We start from the raw sequence: 16356 nt of genomic DNA on the forward strand, positions 1-16356 counted from the left end.
GATTGGGAGCCGAATAAAGCAGAATTAGTCGGGGATGAACAAAATGACAGTACCTTTACTGGGCTATGGCCATCTGATCATGTAGGTGTAGCAGCAAGGTTATTATTACAGGATCGTTGTGATGAGTAACCTCACTTGAATATGTAGAGTTGAAGCAACGGGAAGGATCGATATTACTGAGAAATATACTGAATCTATACTAAACCCATATATATTTCAGCTCTTTCTCTGAAAATATAAAACCTCATTTCCTTATGATACGGCTCAGCGAATGACACCAAAGAACATAGTTGAATTTGAGCAAAAAGTTTATATATTTTTATAACCACCACCCTCACAATATTGTAGGGGTTATTTAGTCACTTAAATCTATTCATTAGTTCCATACACTTATTCATCTAAATATTTATTTACAACAGTTTTTTGCATTTGATAAATTTTTTTGTACGAAGTAAACATTCTAACATCTAAGACATATAATTCATTAAAAATAAATACCTAAAGCGAAAGTCTAAACTAACAAACAATCTTAATAAATTTTTTTGTTCAAAAAGTTTCCCTATGGCAAAAAAAATGCCTTATGGAAAATCGAAAATTAAGGAGGAGTATTAAAATGAAAATTAAAAATTTAAAACTGTTTCCATCACTTATTGTTTTAACACGGGTTCTTTTTGGAATGGGTTGGTTATTGGCAGGAGTAACCAAAATTACGGAAAAATTATGGTTTAAAGAACCGGGTATATTTTTGAGAGAATATCTTACGCAATCATTACAACAATCTAATGTCCCGCCCCTTTATAAGATTTTCATAGAGAATATAGCATTAGAGCATGTACTGATTTTTAACTATGTTATACCAATTGTTCAAATTATACTTGGTATATTTCTTATAGCCGGTTTATTCACCATACCTTCTATCCTTGTTTGTCTTTTTATGCACATTAACTTTATCCTATCTGGAAATATGAATTTAATAAGCCTTATCCTTTACACAAATGCATTTTTATTAATTATTTTTAGAACAAATATATATTACTTCAGTTTAGATAAGCATTTTAATTGGGTTTCTCTGTTCACCATTAATATAAACAAAAGAGGAACAACTGTTTCCCTACAATCTAAGAAAGAAAGGTTACATGATAACTCTTAAATCGTTTAATTAAATAAGTCTATTAACATTGTAGTAATCCAATAAAGCAATCCAAAAATATTTACTAACACAAAACCATATAATAAAATTCTCGAAATCTTCAAAATCCACTACTCCCTTTCTAATAAATGTTTTCAGTACCTATTAACAATAATATTTTAAAGTCAGCTCAAAAAACTATAAAAGCCGTCACTATTATTAGTAACAGCTTTTATAGTTTACTTTGTACTATTTATGGTAAGGTTCACCACTATTAATTCTAAACTAATCTATCTCTTAATCACTGTTTAGTTTGGTTGCTCTTCTTCAAAACTTACGCACTATATAAGCATAAAATAGAAAAGGTATCCAAACTGGTTCATTTGAATGCCTTTTGTCTACAATCTGAGACGTTCACTATAAGATGTTCGTTGCTGTATTCCCCATTGCAATAGAAATTCTATTCCAACTTTAATTTGATTAATTATTAGAACAAGGTCTACATACTTTTTCTCGTCATAGTGTTTACGCACACGTTGATAAAGCTCTTCTGGAAAACGTTTTGTCGGGATTAATGTCACGTACTCTGTCAACTCTAAAGCTACTTTTTCTGCTTCTGTATAGAATTTACACACTTCCCAAGCACTAACACAATATATTCTTTGTTCTGTTTCACCCATTTTCCGAGCATCTGCTGTGTGCATATTCAAACAATATGCACAACCATTTATTTGAGAAGCCCGAATTTTGATAAGTTCACGAAGTTTACGGTCTATACCTGTAGTTTTCGTATATTTCTCCATTTCCATCATTATTTTAAGTGCTTCTGGCGCTACATTGTAATAATCAATTCGTTGTTCCAATTAATCCCGTTGGCAGGCGAAGTCATCTATTATGATTGGCTACTCAGTGAATCATGACAACATGAAGGCTTAACAAAGCCTAATAATTAGAAACGATGGGCTCCCTTACAATCTAAAAACGTGGTTTTGAAGGATTATGTAAATTTACGCTGGGTTATGAATAATATAATACACCCCCATTAAGGAGCGTTTGGGAATATGACTATTCGTGGAGAAAACCTTCTTATTACAGGAGCATGGTTATTAGGTGTTGGTTCACTAATGGATACAATCGGGCAGACCCAGCAAGCTTTCACCCACAGCGATCTGGGGAAAGATTTAATCATAAAAGGAAATGGGATTGAAGCTTTCGGAAATTCATTGCAAGCCATTGGGAGAACTAAGCTGTTAAAATCAGAGAAGGAGCTATCTCAAATATATGCTATCTTCGGTGCTTGGCTTGAAGCAGCTGGTAATACTTCAAATTCAGTTGGAGTAAGTATTGACATGAATGGCGCTGAGGAAGAGGGAATAAATATAGATACCCTTGGCAGTGGAGTCCAAGGTCTTGGTGCAGCTTTTGAAGCAATAGGTGCATCCCTTGAAGAAGATTCATCCTATAGGACCCTTGCTATTACAGGAAATAGCTTCATTTCTTTAGGCTCTTTTTTAGAAGCGATCGGTAACATTTATGTTATAAACGAAAAAAATGTAATGGGTGACCAGATTCTATTAGTTGGTAGCTGGATTCAATTTATTGGTGCAATGATATTAATTAATGCCATTACCCTTGAGGTTGAACACATGGAACACGATGAAAATAAAAAAAATGAAAACGGTGATTCTTATCCCTATTCTTATAATAATTATTCCTTCACTAAATACCTGAGTGCTGCCCATACCTAAAGATGGATGTCATTTTTTGCTTATATTCTTGTTTTAATTTTTTTACGATGTCGTCAGTCCAAACTACTTTACCACGCACGTCTCCCCTTTTTCATCAAATGCTTGCTTAAAATCAAAAGCAAAAGAAGTGGGTCCATTCTTTATATAATAGTTATATCTATTGAATGCCTCATGCCAAGAGACATCCTTCACCTTCTCTGTCCACCACACTACATATGAAAGGTGTTTCTCTTGATAAGGCTCCATCCATTTGCTCCTATTTCTCATTGCTTGTCTGTGGTGACCTGAGTAGGTAAACCGATACAAGGCTTGAAGGCTTTTCCATACAGTTAATGTAATAACAGGGAAACCATCCCCTTTAGCTGCTTCTTCAGGGATAGGGACTCCAAAAGGTGAAAAATCCTCTATTAGTTGCCCTGTTTTAGAAGCCTGTCGCATTACTTCGTATCCCGCTTCAAAAAATTCACGAGAGGCAGGATGGTCATAGTGGTGATGTAGTTTACCCACCGTATAAATCGAAACAAATGCCATATGTATCCCTCCATTTATATTCTTTACCTAGATATATTCAAGTAAGGAGGGATCTTATGACCTTCTAATTACCAAGTAAATTCGCTATTCTCTAATAAACCACACCTTGGATATGAGATTATCCTCGATTTCATAAATAGCCATCAAGCTAGTACTTTCTCTTGTAAGTCCATTTGTGGCGATTTCCCAATCGATGACCTTGTTTCCGACTATGGAACGATTCTTGATCTCAGCGAACATTTTCTTTTTGAAGGTTTCGGTATACCTTTCGATTAGTGCCTGTTTCCCTCTTAAGGTGATGGTATTATCCGGGAAGGTGTAAACGGTAATATTGTCGGCATATGTACTCGCAAACCCCTCAATATCTTGACTGTTGTAGCATTCTATTTGCTTTTCAACAACTGTTTCAATTGACATTTCTTCGACCCCTATTTTAGACGTTTTTTTATCTCATATAATGAAACTAATGTTTCATTAACTTTATTTCCCGCAGCATTTTTTATATTTATTGCCGCTTCCACAAATGCATGGATCATTTCTGCCGACTTTATTTTCATTTCGGACCGGAGCAAGTGGGAGATCATGGCCTTTTAGTCTAAAATCGAGTTCTCTTTCCAGTGCGACTTGTCTCCAGTGAGCTAGTTCACGATGTTCTAACCCCAAAATCGAAAAGTAGCTATAGACGGTTTGTTCAATATCAACAAGGCCAGAAGAATAATCTAGCTTCATATGTTCGTTAATTTCAGGAAGAGCTTCTTCCAAAAGCTGGTGACAAAGTGCTTCAATTAGAATATCTTGATGATCCAGTTCTTTTGCAGAACGGTAGGCTTCTCTTAGAACCATGACACCGAAGTCTGATTTTATGTTTTCAACGATGGATGCGGCATAAATAATGGAATTATCTTTCCTAAGATAGGGTGCTACTTCCTTTACCACTTCATCCGATTGGAAACTGGTTAACGTTACGGACACTTCTTCTAACAAACTGTCATCGTCGCGATCCAATAAGCTAACCAATAAAGGAATATATCTTTGTAATTTTAACAATCCAATCATATAGACCGTCAAGGTTCCATTAAATGAAAACCATTTTTCCTTTAACTCATCTTCTAGTACTAGATCTATTTCATCTTCTGTAACCCAGCCCTTTTTCACCAAACAGGCTGCCAGTTTTTTTGCTATTATGTAGAAATTATGCTGCTCTGAACCGGCCTGCTCAAGGTCATTTAAGATTTGACCATATTCCGAGTACACTTCTTCTTCCGTACCATGTAACAATAACTCATATAAGGACCATGTACGCTTGGGAATATATTCTTGAAGCTGTTCCTTATATTTAAGAGCAAGTTCCGGTTCGATACGGTGGACCAAGTTCACCGCTAAATGGCGTTTCGACGGTTCCATTAATGGAATATTTTCAATTAATATCCTAACAGCCTCTTCATTGAAGGTTTGATTTTCTACATAAATCATGATCGATGATTGTTTCTCTTTATTTCTAAATGCTTCTTTTAGTAACTCATTGGTCCATTCTTCTGGGACATTCGGAAAATCATGCAGAGCATGCAGGACTACCTCTTGGATTAGAATATCATCGCTAATCAAGTGTGGTTTAATTTTTTCTAAAAACGTCATTATGTATCCTCTCATTCTTCCATTTATCAGTAGAATTATTGTACTTTATTACCAAGACAAAGTAAAAAATGAATAGAATCCGCCCTTTTTTGTTTGAGAACAATAATTGGGCTTATTTATTCGAATCGAAAAAGTATTTACCTCGTCAAAATAAATGAGGTGATTAGATAACATGAAAAAATTTAAACGTTTCATGCAAGTTGTTCTCTGTACATTGTTGATGGGGTTGTTATTTTATTTCGGTAATGGGAAGGCATTTGCCGAGGATCAATATATTACGATAAAGAAAGGTGATACATTATATAGCATCTCCAAGAAACACAATATTTCCATTGAAGATTTAAAGGAATACAACCATTTAGCAAGCAACAAGATTATTGCTGGTCAAACGTTATTATTACCAGATATTGAACAAATCAAACCATTGTATGTTGCAGTGGCTGGTTCTTTTGGCAAAAAAAGTAATGCAGATAAGCGAGTTGCTTTTTTGAAAAAGAAAGGGATTGAAGCAATCGTCGTGAAAAAAGTTATAAATAGTAAAAATTATTATCGTGTTCAGGCAGGTGCCTTTGCGAGTAAATCCAAAGCGGAGAAAATGATCACGAAGTTAAAGAAAAACGGGATAAAAGATGCTTTCTTTTTAACGGAGAAGCCCCTTCATATAAATGAAATCAGTGTAGGATCTTCTTACAAACAGCTCGTTCAAAAATTTGGAAAACCAACAAAAACAGAAGATGATAAAAATACTCGATCTCTTTATTATACGAATGAAGGCGTCGGGGTTCGTGTAACATTCAATGCCGACAATGACTCCATTGAACAGTTGCAAGTATACCCGGAATTTTTAAAGACAACTTCGATACCAACTGAGAAAAATAAAATCCTCGATGCTTATGGGAACCCAAATGAGGTAAAGTTCGTTACCTGCTATGAAAGCGCATCATGTGAACAAATTATCTATGTGTTTAATAAAAATCAATTAATCGTTCAGATTGATCGAGATGGAAAGACCGTTCAGTATTTGGATTTAAGAAAAATGAAATAATATTAATAATCCGAATTGCGTCGTTCATCCCCCACCTTGAGTCTAAAAACTTTAACATACAACATTCAAAGATTATTAAGGGATTCCGTTAACAAACTGAATCCCTTTCTGCTTATTTTGCTTTGAAAAGACATGTCACCCACTCGTTACTTTGTTTCCTTTCCTCCAAACAGAATCCAGCCTTTTTAAATTCATTCACAACTCGGTGATAATTCCATTCAAGCATGCCTGACAGTAGAAATGTAGTGTCTTTAAAATCTAAAAGTCCTTGGGCCTTTAGGATATGTATATTTTCCTGCGTTCCGATATTAAGAAAGATCCAATCATATTCTTTGTTGATTCGATTTTTATTGTTGATTAAGTCACTTTGAAACACATTCACCGGTTTCACAGCATTTAATTTACATTGATACAAAATTTCACGCTCCACTGGTTGAATGTCATAGGTATCGATAGAGTTTGCTCCCCTGAGGGCGGCAGCAACACTTAACACTCCTGAACCTGCTCCAATGTCGGCCACACTCGATCCTGTGAAATCATGTTTTAATATGAAGTGCAAACAATCTCTTGTGGTTTCATGATAGCCCGTACCAAAATTCCCTTGGGAATCCAGTATGATCACCTTATCTTTGTCGTAGTGATTCCTTCTATCCGGTATCGTGATGACCCAGCCATTCTCAAGGAATATGTCATCAAATGTTTGCTGGTAATTCAGCTCATTTAGTTCCTTAACCACCAAACTGGTCTCATCAATGGCTAATAATTCTACTAACAGACGTCGTTCCTTTGCTTCGATAAAATTATTTAAATAGATATTAAGTTCTGTTGTTTCATTCCTCTTCTCAACAAAGGCATAGCCGTTGTCATCTGTCACTACATCTAAAGGTACTTCATAAAAAGCTTGGTAATAGCCTTTCTGGTATAAATGAGGAATGATTCTCTCAATTTTTTTTATGGGGAGTCTTACGGTAATTTCATACATCATCTATTCTCCTAGCAGTTGGCCGCATTCATTATGAGTAAAGCCAACGTCGATCATACTTTTTATCATTATCACCAATTGAACTGAATTGAAAACGACTTAAATAACAAAAAAACACTCACAAATATGATCTATCAGCATTTGTGAGTGTTTCTTATTTTATTAGTAGACATTTGTTGTTGAAGGTTCATGGTGTTTCTCTAAGAAGGTTCTTTCAAATTCTTCACCCGATATCGGAGGACTGAACAGATATCCCTGTACAACCATACAGCCAATTGATTTTAGGAATTTTAACTCCGCTTCCGTCTCAACGCCTTCCGCTATCACATCAAGATTTAAATTATTGGCCATTGATATAATGGTTTTAACAATTGAACGATTTTCAGAATTGGTTGTGATATCTCTTACAAACGACTGGTCAATTTTTAGATTATTAATTGGAAACTTTTTCAGATAACTTAAGGAGGAATATCCTGTTCCAAAATCATCTATTGAAATCGATATCCCCATTGCCTTTAACTCATTCAGCGTGGAAATCACTGAAGTGATATTGTCCATCGAAATACTTTCCGTTATTTCTAAATCTAGATATTGAGCATCAAGATTGGTTTCTTTTAAGATATTCTTAACCGTTTCTACAAAGTTTCCATCAAAAAATTGCCGCATCGAAATATTTACGGAAACGGTTATTGGAGTATACCCCATATCTTGCCAAATCTTATTTTGAAGACATGCTGTTTTCAGAACCCATTCACCTAACGGTAATATGATTCCCGTTTCTTCTGCTAAAGGAATAAATTCAGCAGGTGAAATCATTCCTAACTCAGAACTCTCCCATCTTACTAATGCTTCCATACCAATGATAGTTTTTGTTTCAATATCCATTTTTGGTTGATAAACAATTTTAATTTCATTGGATTGTAATGCTTTTCGAAGAGCTTTTTCTAATACCATTTTCTCCTGATAATCATGATTCATCTCTTGTGTAAAGAAGGAATAAGAATTTCTTCCCGATTCTTTGGAAGAATACATCGCAATATCCGCATTTTTAATTAATACATCCGGATCTTCACCATCCATTGGATACATACTGATTCCCAAACTGGACGTGACAAATAATTCGTGATCTTTTAGGGTAAATGATTTCTTAAATAAGTTTAACAGTCTTTTTACAAAGATTGTTGTTTCAGCCTTCGTTACACTTGATAAAATAAAGGTAAACTCGTCACCGCCAAGTCTATAAACGGAAAAACCTGTCACCCTTTTATCATCAGCATTTCTTAACCGTTGTGCCACTTTCTTTAGAAGATGATCTCCATTTTCATGATTGAGAATATCATTAATAATTTTAAAACGATCTAAATCTAGAAAAATGACCGCAATACTCTCTTTATTGAGTTTTGCTATTTTCATTCGTTCAACTAAATCCTGATGAAATGCACGCCGATTAGGTAATCCAGTGAGAGGATCATGAAGAGCTTCCCACTCTCTCTTTTTTTCATTGATTTTTCGTTGTGTAATATCCGTCGCTACACTAAGAACTTGCTTATCACCAGATGAAATGATGGGCAGCTTAACGATTTGTATCCACCTTTTATTTCCTTGTGAATCTAGGATTTCATTTTCCTGTATATGTTTTTCTTCTAAGGAAGAGATTACCTGTTGATCTATACGTATATTTTGTTTTGCCATATCCAAATCAGGATTATAGTCCATCTCAAAATTTCCGATAAGTTCTTCGGAATTTATCCCAAATAGTAAACCATAAGCTCGATTGGTTAATGTATATTTACCATCCTGACTTTTGGCATAGATATAGCTTGGATTCATATCGATGATTGTATGAAGAAATTCTTTTTGATCTAACAGTGCGTTATTCATCTTCGTAATAATCTTTTGGTGCATTCGAATAACAGGGATCAGGATCCCAATGGATAAAAATAAAACAGAGATACTGCTTGGTAATAACAGATAGCTTTTAATCATATTTAAGATTCCAATACAATACCCTATGGAGGCAATGATAATAAAGTAAAGGACAAACGATTTGGTTTCAGAATCCTTCAGGTTTTTACTTAATGCAAAGGATATGACGGTGATAATAACAAAGATTAATAAATTTAAGTTAAAGATCCATGACCAATCTCCATAGACTGGGTATAAGTAACTTACCTTTATTAAACCCTCAGGTTCTACTACCTCAAAGCTTTGAATGCCTTTATGGCTCCACCCTATCAAGTAGACAAAGATTGACCAAACATAAAGAGTAATGACGGTAAATTTATTCACTGCATATTTTACCAATCTGGATTCAACCATTTGTGTAGGGTTGATCGCTGTATAGATAATGGAAAATAAAACGGGACCCAACATGATCGAGCCAAAACGAAATAACTGAAATAAAAACTCGATTACGTTATATGAAAAAAATTCATGTCCATGTAAAACCGAAACATCGATTTGCCAAAACGAGGTAAAAATAAAAAAGAGAAATAGAAGCTTTGATAATTTCGTTTTCCCTAATATATAGATGGTCGTAATTCCAGCAGCTAAAGGAAATAATGCAAAAGAAATCATTAATAGAAAAATCATTGCCTCTACCTCAATTTTCTTTAGTTATTAATAAACAAGTATTATTTCCGCTAACCCCATGGTTCGTTATGGCAACACTGTCGACAGTTTGATACTTCGTCTTAGTGACGATTGGTAAGTCTTTAAAACCGTCTCCACTTGGGTACCTTATATAATTTTCACCAGAGATCATATTCAAATCTTCATGCACTACTCCACATACGATATTAGAGCCGTTGTGGCCACGGCCATGGAGTATTTCCTGTGTACAGATACCCAGTTCTAGAACGTCTTTAAATTGATCTATATTACTGACACCCGGAGCTTTAACTCCGTAACCTGTAATGACAATTTTATCCATACCTGACCTCGCCTTATGATAAATTTTATATGAATCTGTGAATCTTTAAAATTTATATTATAGGAGGTCGTTTGACATTTAACAACAATTCTCGACATCTCTATCACTGCTACTTTTTCCCAACAGCTGTTACAAAGGTATACTCTCTTAGATTAACTGAGCCCTGCAGACTATTATTATTCTAAGGAAAAAATACTCCATCGCATCGTATAAAAACGTAAATTTAACACTATTACTCCTGTATTATTCGGAGTATTCGGCACGATTCCTAAGATAGAAGCAGTATTTGAGTGATAATGTTACGCTAAAGGTGTTATACCACAGATTACGTCGAATAATCATGTTTGAGTACAGACTGTGATTATTGTTATGATTAGTACATTAGTTCACTATTTATGAATTTGTTTATTGCAAGGAGCATCCTTGTGAAATCTATCACAAAAGGAGTTGATAATGTTGAGATCTGATAACTCTACAGTTCAGAATCGCAACAAAGAGTTGAGTGATGATTACTCATTGGATAGAGTACCTCTTAACAAAAGAAACATGGGTTGGTTAAGCATAACAAATATCACATTTGGAATTGCTACGGCCATCTTTTATTTTCAAATGGGAAGTGTTATGGCTCTACAATTTGGCGCCATCAATGCGATTATTTCCGCTGTATATGCGATCATTGTTGCCGGAATTCTTGGAACCTTCATTGCCTATTTATCGGCAAAATCAGGAATGAACGTCAATTTATTATCAAGGGGTGGCGGATTTGGCTATATTGGCGCCTCCTTGACCTCCGTTATTTATGCCACTAATTTTATTATGTACTGTGCGCTTGAAGGCTTAATCTTAGTTGCGGCCGTACACGAATTCTTTCCTCTTATTCCAAAATGGGGTTTAATTCTTTTCTTTGGTATCATCGTCATTCCATTAAATTGGTTTGGAATCAAGCAATTGGATAAATTACAAAAATGGTCATTACCGCTTTTTGGCATTTTCCTAATCGCAGCCATTGTTGTAGCTGCAATCGAACCGTCTGTTTATGATGGAAGCTTTTGGTCGTATTTGCCAGAAAACGTTCAGGTTGGAGGAACTGCCTTATTACTTTGTATTGGCATGCAGCACGGAATTATGGGATTAACACCACTACTCGCTTCTGATTATGCTCGTTTCCTTAAACCGAAGGATATGAAAATTGGAATATTTGCAATCGGATTTATTCCGCAGATCTTTTGTTTTGGTGTCATGGGGGGTCTTGGAATTTGGTTCGGTGTTCGTCTCGGGGAACCAAATCCCGGAATCTATATCGTTCTTCTCCTTGGTGGATGGGGAGCCTTATTTACCATGATCACTCAAATAAGAATTAATGTGACAAATATCTATAGTGGTTCATTGTCACTATCCAATTTCTTCGAAAATGTTTTTAAATTTAAACCAGGCAGACGCTTTTGGGTGGTTGTTACTGGAGTGTCGGCCATTGCCTTAATGCTTGGAGACATTGTGAATCACCTTGAAACGGTATTGACTTTCCAAGGAGTATTCCTATTATCCTGGGCAGCTATTCTCGTTACAGACGCTGTTTTTGTTAAGAAAATATTAAAGATTGGTCCTGGATATTATGAGTCCAGACAACAGAATTTGTATAAATGGAATCCTGTAGGTGTTGGCTCACTATTAATCGCAAGTTGTCTTGGCACGGTTGCCGCATTAGGATTTATGGGAACATTCTTACAAAGTACTGCAGCATTTTTTGCTGCTATCCTTGCATCTGTTTTAACGATTATTTTGGCTATTTCTACAAAAGGAAAATATTATATTAAAGAAGAAGACAATAATATTGCAATAGAAGAGTATATTGCCTAATATTTTTTCCCTCTACTAAGTGAAGGTGGACGCAACTGCGCCCAATTATTAAAGAAACTTGGTCTCGTATGATTTACTCATTAGACACAACCAATGTATATGCAACTGATTTAGCCTCCTGTCCATTCGCGAACAGGAGGCTTTGTTTGTTGGTGAAGCGGAAGTCTGTTTGTTATTACTGCGGCTGCTCCCCTGGGACATTCACATTGAAATTAACCCCGAACTTGTCCTTTACCATCCCGTACAAAGGGCTCCAATCCGTCTTATGAAGGGGTATGACGACTTGTCCGCCATCTTCCAAAGCGGCGAAGATTTCTCTCGCTCTTGCCTCCTCTTTGGGATGGATGGCAATCTGAATCGTATTGCCTGGCTGATAAGGCATGCCTGCATACGTATCGGAGAACATGAGATCCGCATCGCCGACTTTCAAGTGTGCATGCATAATGCGATCCTTCATGTCATCCGTCAACGGATGATTCGGGTCATCCGGCATATCTCCGTACGTCATGATGCCCATCACTTTCCCGCCAAGCACTTTCTCGTAAAAATGGACCACTTCTCTCGTGTTACCGTCAAAAAACAAATACGGGTTCAAACTAATTGACATCATTCAACAACTCCTTTGGAACAATTTGGATAATCTCTTTCATGATACATTAGTATTGTGGATGCGTAAACTGGACTCCCCCACTTGATGGATAACTGTTCCTATTCTAAATAATCCTTATTTAATTAAATTGCCCGATTGCGGAAGACTGATATTATTGAAAATCAAACAAATTTGTTTAAGAACTATAACTTCAATTTATTTCAATAAAGCACCAATTAGTTGAAGTGAAATATTTCACAGGTTCATTGTTTTCCAAAGGGCTCTATGGAATAATAATGAAGGGAAATTCAAATTTATGGAGGTATTTTAGGATGTCAGACAATACCGCAAGTAAAGCTAATGCACTTTATGTTAAAGTCTACTCCTCCAAGAACAACTTTTCATCAGGATATGACATCAGAAGAACGGGACATTATGTTAAAACATATTGCCTATTGGACGGACAAGCAAAACCAAGGGATTGCTCTGGTCTTCGGTCCTGTTCTAAATCTCTCAGCTCCGCACGGACTCTCCATAATTGAAGTTGAAGATGAAGCTCAAGTCCCGAAACTTATAGATGAAGACCCAGCTGTTATTGCTGGTATAATGCCAACTAAATTTTATCCGATGAAAGCAATGCTGCCGAAACAACACACTTAACTTTGTAGGCTGTATTGAAACCACAAAATGTTACAAATTAAATTTCTTTAGGAGGCAATTGGAATGGACAAACAAGGACAAGAAATGTTTTTAAATTTTATTTTACAAAGGGTTCAAGAGGGCAAAGAGGATGAAGCAAAAGAAATACTATTAGAAAACTTCAGGAAACAAGCTGAAGGTACTTTTTCACAAGAAGATATTCAAGAATTTATCCCTAAGATGATTAGTCTTTTAAAACCAGATAAATTAGGGGAAATACAAGCAGTTGTGAAGCAATTTTCTGGAGAATTCGGAATTAAATAAGATCAACTTGTTATCTGCTTAACTCAGAACCATTGGTTATTATACATAAGTGGCTGTCCTTTTTTGAACATTATTGGGAGGAAAAGCTTTCAGCTCTTAAAAGACTTGTAGAGAAAGAGACTGATTTGTGATAAGAGAACAAGTTGTGTTATTTAACAATATTCGTTCTCTTTTTTTGTTTTTCAGTCCTCTTTTCACTATACTTCACCGTTAGTGGAGCCAGAAAACGACTTGCCAAAGCAACCGCTTATTAAACACTATCCACTATTCGTTTGATTCCTTTATTCCTCTTCTAGAAAAACTTCAATGTCTTTAACATATACTGCCTTTCCAGTAATCTCTATATCAAAATTGTCTTTGATCTTAGAGACTTGTACCATAACCCTACCGTCCTTTTTCATTTCCTGACCTTGTTCCACTACAAGATTTAGTGATTTTTCATCGTTATTTATGTATTTAGCATAATATGCTCCCATTACCCCTGAAGCTGTACCTGTTACCGCATCTTCTACTGTCCCAGAATATGGCGATGAGAAGTGTCTGGCGTGCATATCAGCATCTGGATCATAGGTTTCCAAGCAAAAGGGATGGATAGATGCTTTTGGCATTTCTTTTAATATAGTGGGAAATATCCTATTATTAGGTTTCAAAAGCATCAAGTGTGTTTATTGGAATTAATAGTGTCCACGTTCCTGTGCTACCATACAAAATTGGCCATTCACCATCAATATCCTCTGTGGTTAATCCTATTGAGTTGGCTAAGTCTTCCTTTGAACCTTTAAATTCTTTAAACTCTGGAGAAGCCTGTTTCATTGTTATGTATTATTTCATTATCTGTTGTTGTATTAATCTTTATCGGTAATACACCTGCTTTGGTCTCAAGGGTAAAATCCATCTTATCACCTAATAACCCTCTGGTTTTTAAGGCAAACACGGTTGCCATTGTTGCGTGCCCACACAGGTTCATTTCGTGACCAGGGGTAAAATAACGGATTCTAAGATCAGCAATGTCTGATTTAACTGGAAAAGCAGTCTCATTAAAACCTACTTTTAAAGCAACTTCTTGCATTTCTTCATCTGTTAACCCATCTCCGTTAAAAACAACACCTGCTGGATTCCCTTTATTAGGTTTCTTGCTAAACGCATCATAATGATAAACCTTAACCGATTTCACTATTTACCTCCCTCCTTAAATATTCAGAATAATTCCACTTTACCATCTTACCATTAATTTCTACATTCTTGCTAAACTAAACTTTCAGTTAGTTCAAGAAGTCTAACAAAAAAAGCGCTAATCCTTCTTAACCTTAAATATGATAAATAAAAAATGTCTAATCCCATATTTACCAAGGGTTTTAGACATTTTTATACGAAGTAATTAAAGCGCTTCTTTGTATTATACGAACTTCGTATACAACGATAAGTAATTACTTTTACTGCTTCCTATGAAGGTAACCCAAAATATTGGATTGTATGGAATAGAGGAAATGAATGAGTTTTATAGAACTTATTATAGATAGTAAAGAGAAAAGGAGTAAATGAAAATTGAGAGATCAAATAATCCCAGCGTTAATTGCTTTTGTAGTTGTTTCAATTTTATCTCCACTATTAATTGCTGTTTTGAGAAAACTTAGGCTCATTCAACCGATAAGAAAAGAACTTCCTTCAGATCATCAGTTAAAAAAAGGCACTCCGTTAATGTTTGGAATTATTCTGTTTGTAGGAATTATCGTATCAATTCTTTTTTCACCTACTCCATTAATGTATTTCTTGTCTATTACCTACATTCTTTTTAGTTTTGTTGGCTTTTTGGATGATTTTTGGAAAGCTTCCCGTCAAGATCCAGGAGGGGTATCGGGTAAGACCAAACTTATTTTTCAATTTATTTTTACTGGTACTTTGCTTTTTTATGTGATCAACGAACTAGGCGTAGACACCAGCATTAATATTTATAAAAATATTTCCTTGGATCTTCCAATGGTGTTATATGTCATTGTCATCACCTTATTTGTCGTAGGTTCTGCAAATGCCATTAATTTCACGGATGGTTTAGACGGCCTTTTAGGAGTTGTTGCAATCCCTACATACTTTTTCTTTTTTATGGTTTCAGACAGGTCAGAGGTGGAAATTTTTTGTTTAATTATGATTGGATGTTTACTAGGCTTTCTCATTTATAATATATATCCCGCCAAAGCTTTTATGGGGGATACGGGATCATTAGCTATAGGGGGATCGCTTTCATTTCTTGCCGTTCTTGAGAAAGTTGAAATTTTAATTCCCATTTTGTTCTTTATATATTTTGCTGAACAACTTTCGGTTATTTTACAAGTTTCGTCATTTAAACTTACTCATAAGCGTATTTTCAGAATGACACCAATTCACTATCACTTTGGCTTAAAATATGGGTGGTCCGAAACTACAATTGTCACAGTTTTTGGGTTTATTTCTTGGTTTTGTGCTTTTATCAGTTTAATTTATTGGAAATTCTTTTAAATCCATAAATAAACTTATAATCATTCCAATGAATATTAGAGGTAACCAGGCAATGCACAATGCAGATAAAAAATACCAAGGTCGAAAATCTGCCACCGCACAAATTGATGTACTAATCAATACCCCGATAAATAAATAAACGGAGATGATCTCCATTTTGTCATCGAACTCCTTTTTAATATTATAAAAAGGTTCACTTGTAGGGGTACTACATTTTGACATAATATTAAAATTTTTTATGTTAAAACGATCTTCGACTTGAAGATCGTTTTAAGTATGAACTCCACATACATAGTAACCCCGTATACAATTACAAAATCAGATAAATTTTTTGTTCTTCAACGAAATGTTCGATTTCTGAACAAAGATCAATCTGGAATTTTCCACTAAACTGCCCGTTAGCACAACAAGCAAAAAAAGACCACCGCAGCGATCTTCATCTTTAACTATTG

Annotated in this window: 14 protein-coding genes and 2 pseudogenes; 7 read left to right on the top strand and 9 right to left on the bottom strand. The window is 35.3% G+C overall.

From position 1 onward, the window contains the following. The first annotated feature begins 613 nt into the window (after nucleotides 1-613). A complete protein-coding gene (locus CHI06_RS19320) occupies nucleotides 614-1150 on the top strand; it encodes a DoxX family membrane protein (protein WP_142300986.1) in 537 nt (178 codons plus the stop codon). Nucleotides 1151-1546: 396 nt separating this feature from the next. On the opposite strand, the pseudogene CHI06_RS19325 reads toward CHI06_RS19320, so the two are convergent. Then, nucleotides 1547-1992, bottom strand: a pseudogene (locus CHI06_RS19325) (carboxymuconolactone decarboxylase family protein). 198 nt (nucleotides 1993-2190) lie between these two features. Between CHI06_RS19325 and CHI06_RS19330 the strand changes: the two are divergent. After that, nucleotides 2191-2877, top strand: a complete 687-nt coding sequence (locus CHI06_RS19330; RefSeq protein WP_095250248.1) for a DUF6944 family repetitive protein — start codon at nucleotides 2191-2193, stop codon at nucleotides 2875-2877. Nucleotides 2878-2940: 63 nt separating this feature from the next. On the opposite strand, the gene CHI06_RS19335 is transcribed toward CHI06_RS19330, so the two are convergent. The 3 genes from CHI06_RS19335 to CHI06_RS19345 all read right to left on the bottom strand — a co-directional run bounded on the left by CHI06_RS19335 (nucleotide 2941) and on the right by CHI06_RS19345 (nucleotide 5043). Next, complete coding sequence (locus tag CHI06_RS19335) at nucleotides 2941-3408, bottom strand: DUF3291 domain-containing protein (RefSeq protein WP_095250249.1); 468 nt, start codon at nucleotides 3406-3408, stop codon at nucleotides 2941-2943. A gap of 84 nt (nucleotides 3409-3492) precedes the next feature. Beyond that, entirely contained in the window at nucleotides 3493-3825 is a 333-nt protein-coding gene (locus CHI06_RS19340) for a nuclear transport factor 2 family protein (protein ID WP_095250250.1), read from the bottom strand. A 63-nt stretch (nucleotides 3826-3888) separates the two neighbouring features. Beyond that, complete coding sequence (locus CHI06_RS19345; RefSeq protein WP_095250251.1) at nucleotides 3889-5043, bottom strand: SEC-C metal-binding domain-containing protein; 1155 nt, start codon at nucleotides 5041-5043, stop codon at nucleotides 3889-3891. A gap of 172 nt (nucleotides 5044-5215) precedes the next feature. Here CHI06_RS19345 and CHI06_RS29940 point away from each other — a divergent pair, with 172 nt between their 5' ends. After that, nucleotides 5216-6088, top strand: coding sequence for a LysM peptidoglycan-binding domain-containing protein (locus CHI06_RS29940; protein ID WP_179292700.1), 873 nt, complete (start codon nucleotides 5216-5218; stop codon nucleotides 6086-6088). A gap of 112 nt (nucleotides 6089-6200) precedes the next feature. Here the strand turns inward: CHI06_RS29940 and CHI06_RS19355 are convergent, their stop codons facing one another. The 3 genes from CHI06_RS19355 to CHI06_RS19365 all read right to left on the bottom strand — a co-directional run bounded on the left by CHI06_RS19355 (nucleotide 6201) and on the right by CHI06_RS19365 (nucleotide 10002). Further along, complete coding sequence (locus CHI06_RS19355) at nucleotides 6201-7073, bottom strand: 50S ribosomal protein L11 methyltransferase (protein WP_095250252.1); 873 nt, start codon at nucleotides 7071-7073, stop codon at nucleotides 6201-6203. Between the two features lie 159 nt (nucleotides 7074-7232). After that, complete coding sequence (locus tag CHI06_RS19360; protein ID WP_095250253.1) at nucleotides 7233-9662, bottom strand: putative bifunctional diguanylate cyclase/phosphodiesterase; 2430 nt, start codon at nucleotides 9660-9662, stop codon at nucleotides 7233-7235. Nucleotides 9663-9672: 10 nt separating this feature from the next. Continuing rightward, on the bottom strand, nucleotides 9673-10002 hold the full coding sequence (locus CHI06_RS19365; RefSeq protein WP_095250254.1) for a hypothetical protein: 330 nt from the start codon (nucleotides 10000-10002) through the stop codon (nucleotides 9673-9675). Between the two features lie 453 nt (nucleotides 10003-10455). Between CHI06_RS19365 and CHI06_RS19370 the strand changes: the two genes are divergently transcribed. After that, a complete protein-coding gene (locus CHI06_RS19370) occupies nucleotides 10456-11859 on the top strand; it encodes a purine-cytosine permease family protein (RefSeq protein WP_095250255.1) in 1404 nt (467 codons plus the stop codon). A 175-nt stretch (nucleotides 11860-12034) separates the two neighbouring features. Here the strand turns inward: CHI06_RS19370 and CHI06_RS19375 are convergent, their stop codons facing one another. Then, nucleotides 12035-12466, bottom strand: coding sequence for a VOC family protein (locus CHI06_RS19375; RefSeq protein WP_095250264.1), 432 nt, complete (start codon nucleotides 12464-12466; stop codon nucleotides 12035-12037). A 342-nt stretch (nucleotides 12467-12808) separates the two neighbouring features. On the opposite strand from CHI06_RS19375, the gene CHI06_RS19380 reads away from it, so the two are divergent. Next, nucleotides 12809-13108: a YciI family protein gene (locus CHI06_RS19380; protein WP_095250256.1), complete on the top strand. Its 300-nt coding sequence runs from the start codon at nucleotides 12809-12811 to the stop codon at nucleotides 13106-13108. A gap of 63 nt (nucleotides 13109-13171) precedes the next feature. Further along, a complete protein-coding gene (locus CHI06_RS19385; protein ID WP_179292701.1) occupies nucleotides 13172-13411 on the top strand; it encodes a hypothetical protein in 240 nt (79 codons plus the stop codon). 281 nt (nucleotides 13412-13692) lie between these two features. Here CHI06_RS19385 and CHI06_RS19390 read toward each other — a convergent pair. Beyond that, a pseudogene (locus CHI06_RS19390) lies at nucleotides 13693-14585 on the bottom strand (PhzF family phenazine biosynthesis protein). Nucleotides 14586-14956: 371 nt separating this feature from the next. Here CHI06_RS19390 and mraY point away from each other — a divergent pair. Then, on the top strand, nucleotides 14957-15904 hold the full coding sequence (gene mraY, locus CHI06_RS19395; protein ID WP_095250258.1) for a phospho-N-acetylmuramoyl-pentapeptide-transferase: 948 nt from the start codon (nucleotides 14957-14959) through the stop codon (nucleotides 15902-15904). Nucleotides 15905-16356: the final 452 nt, after the last annotated feature.

Source organism: Bacillus sp. 7884-1 (genome assembly GCF_002272245.1).
In the GTDB taxonomy this organism is placed as follows: Bacteria; Bacillota; Bacilli; order Bacillales; family Cytobacillaceae; genus Neobacillus.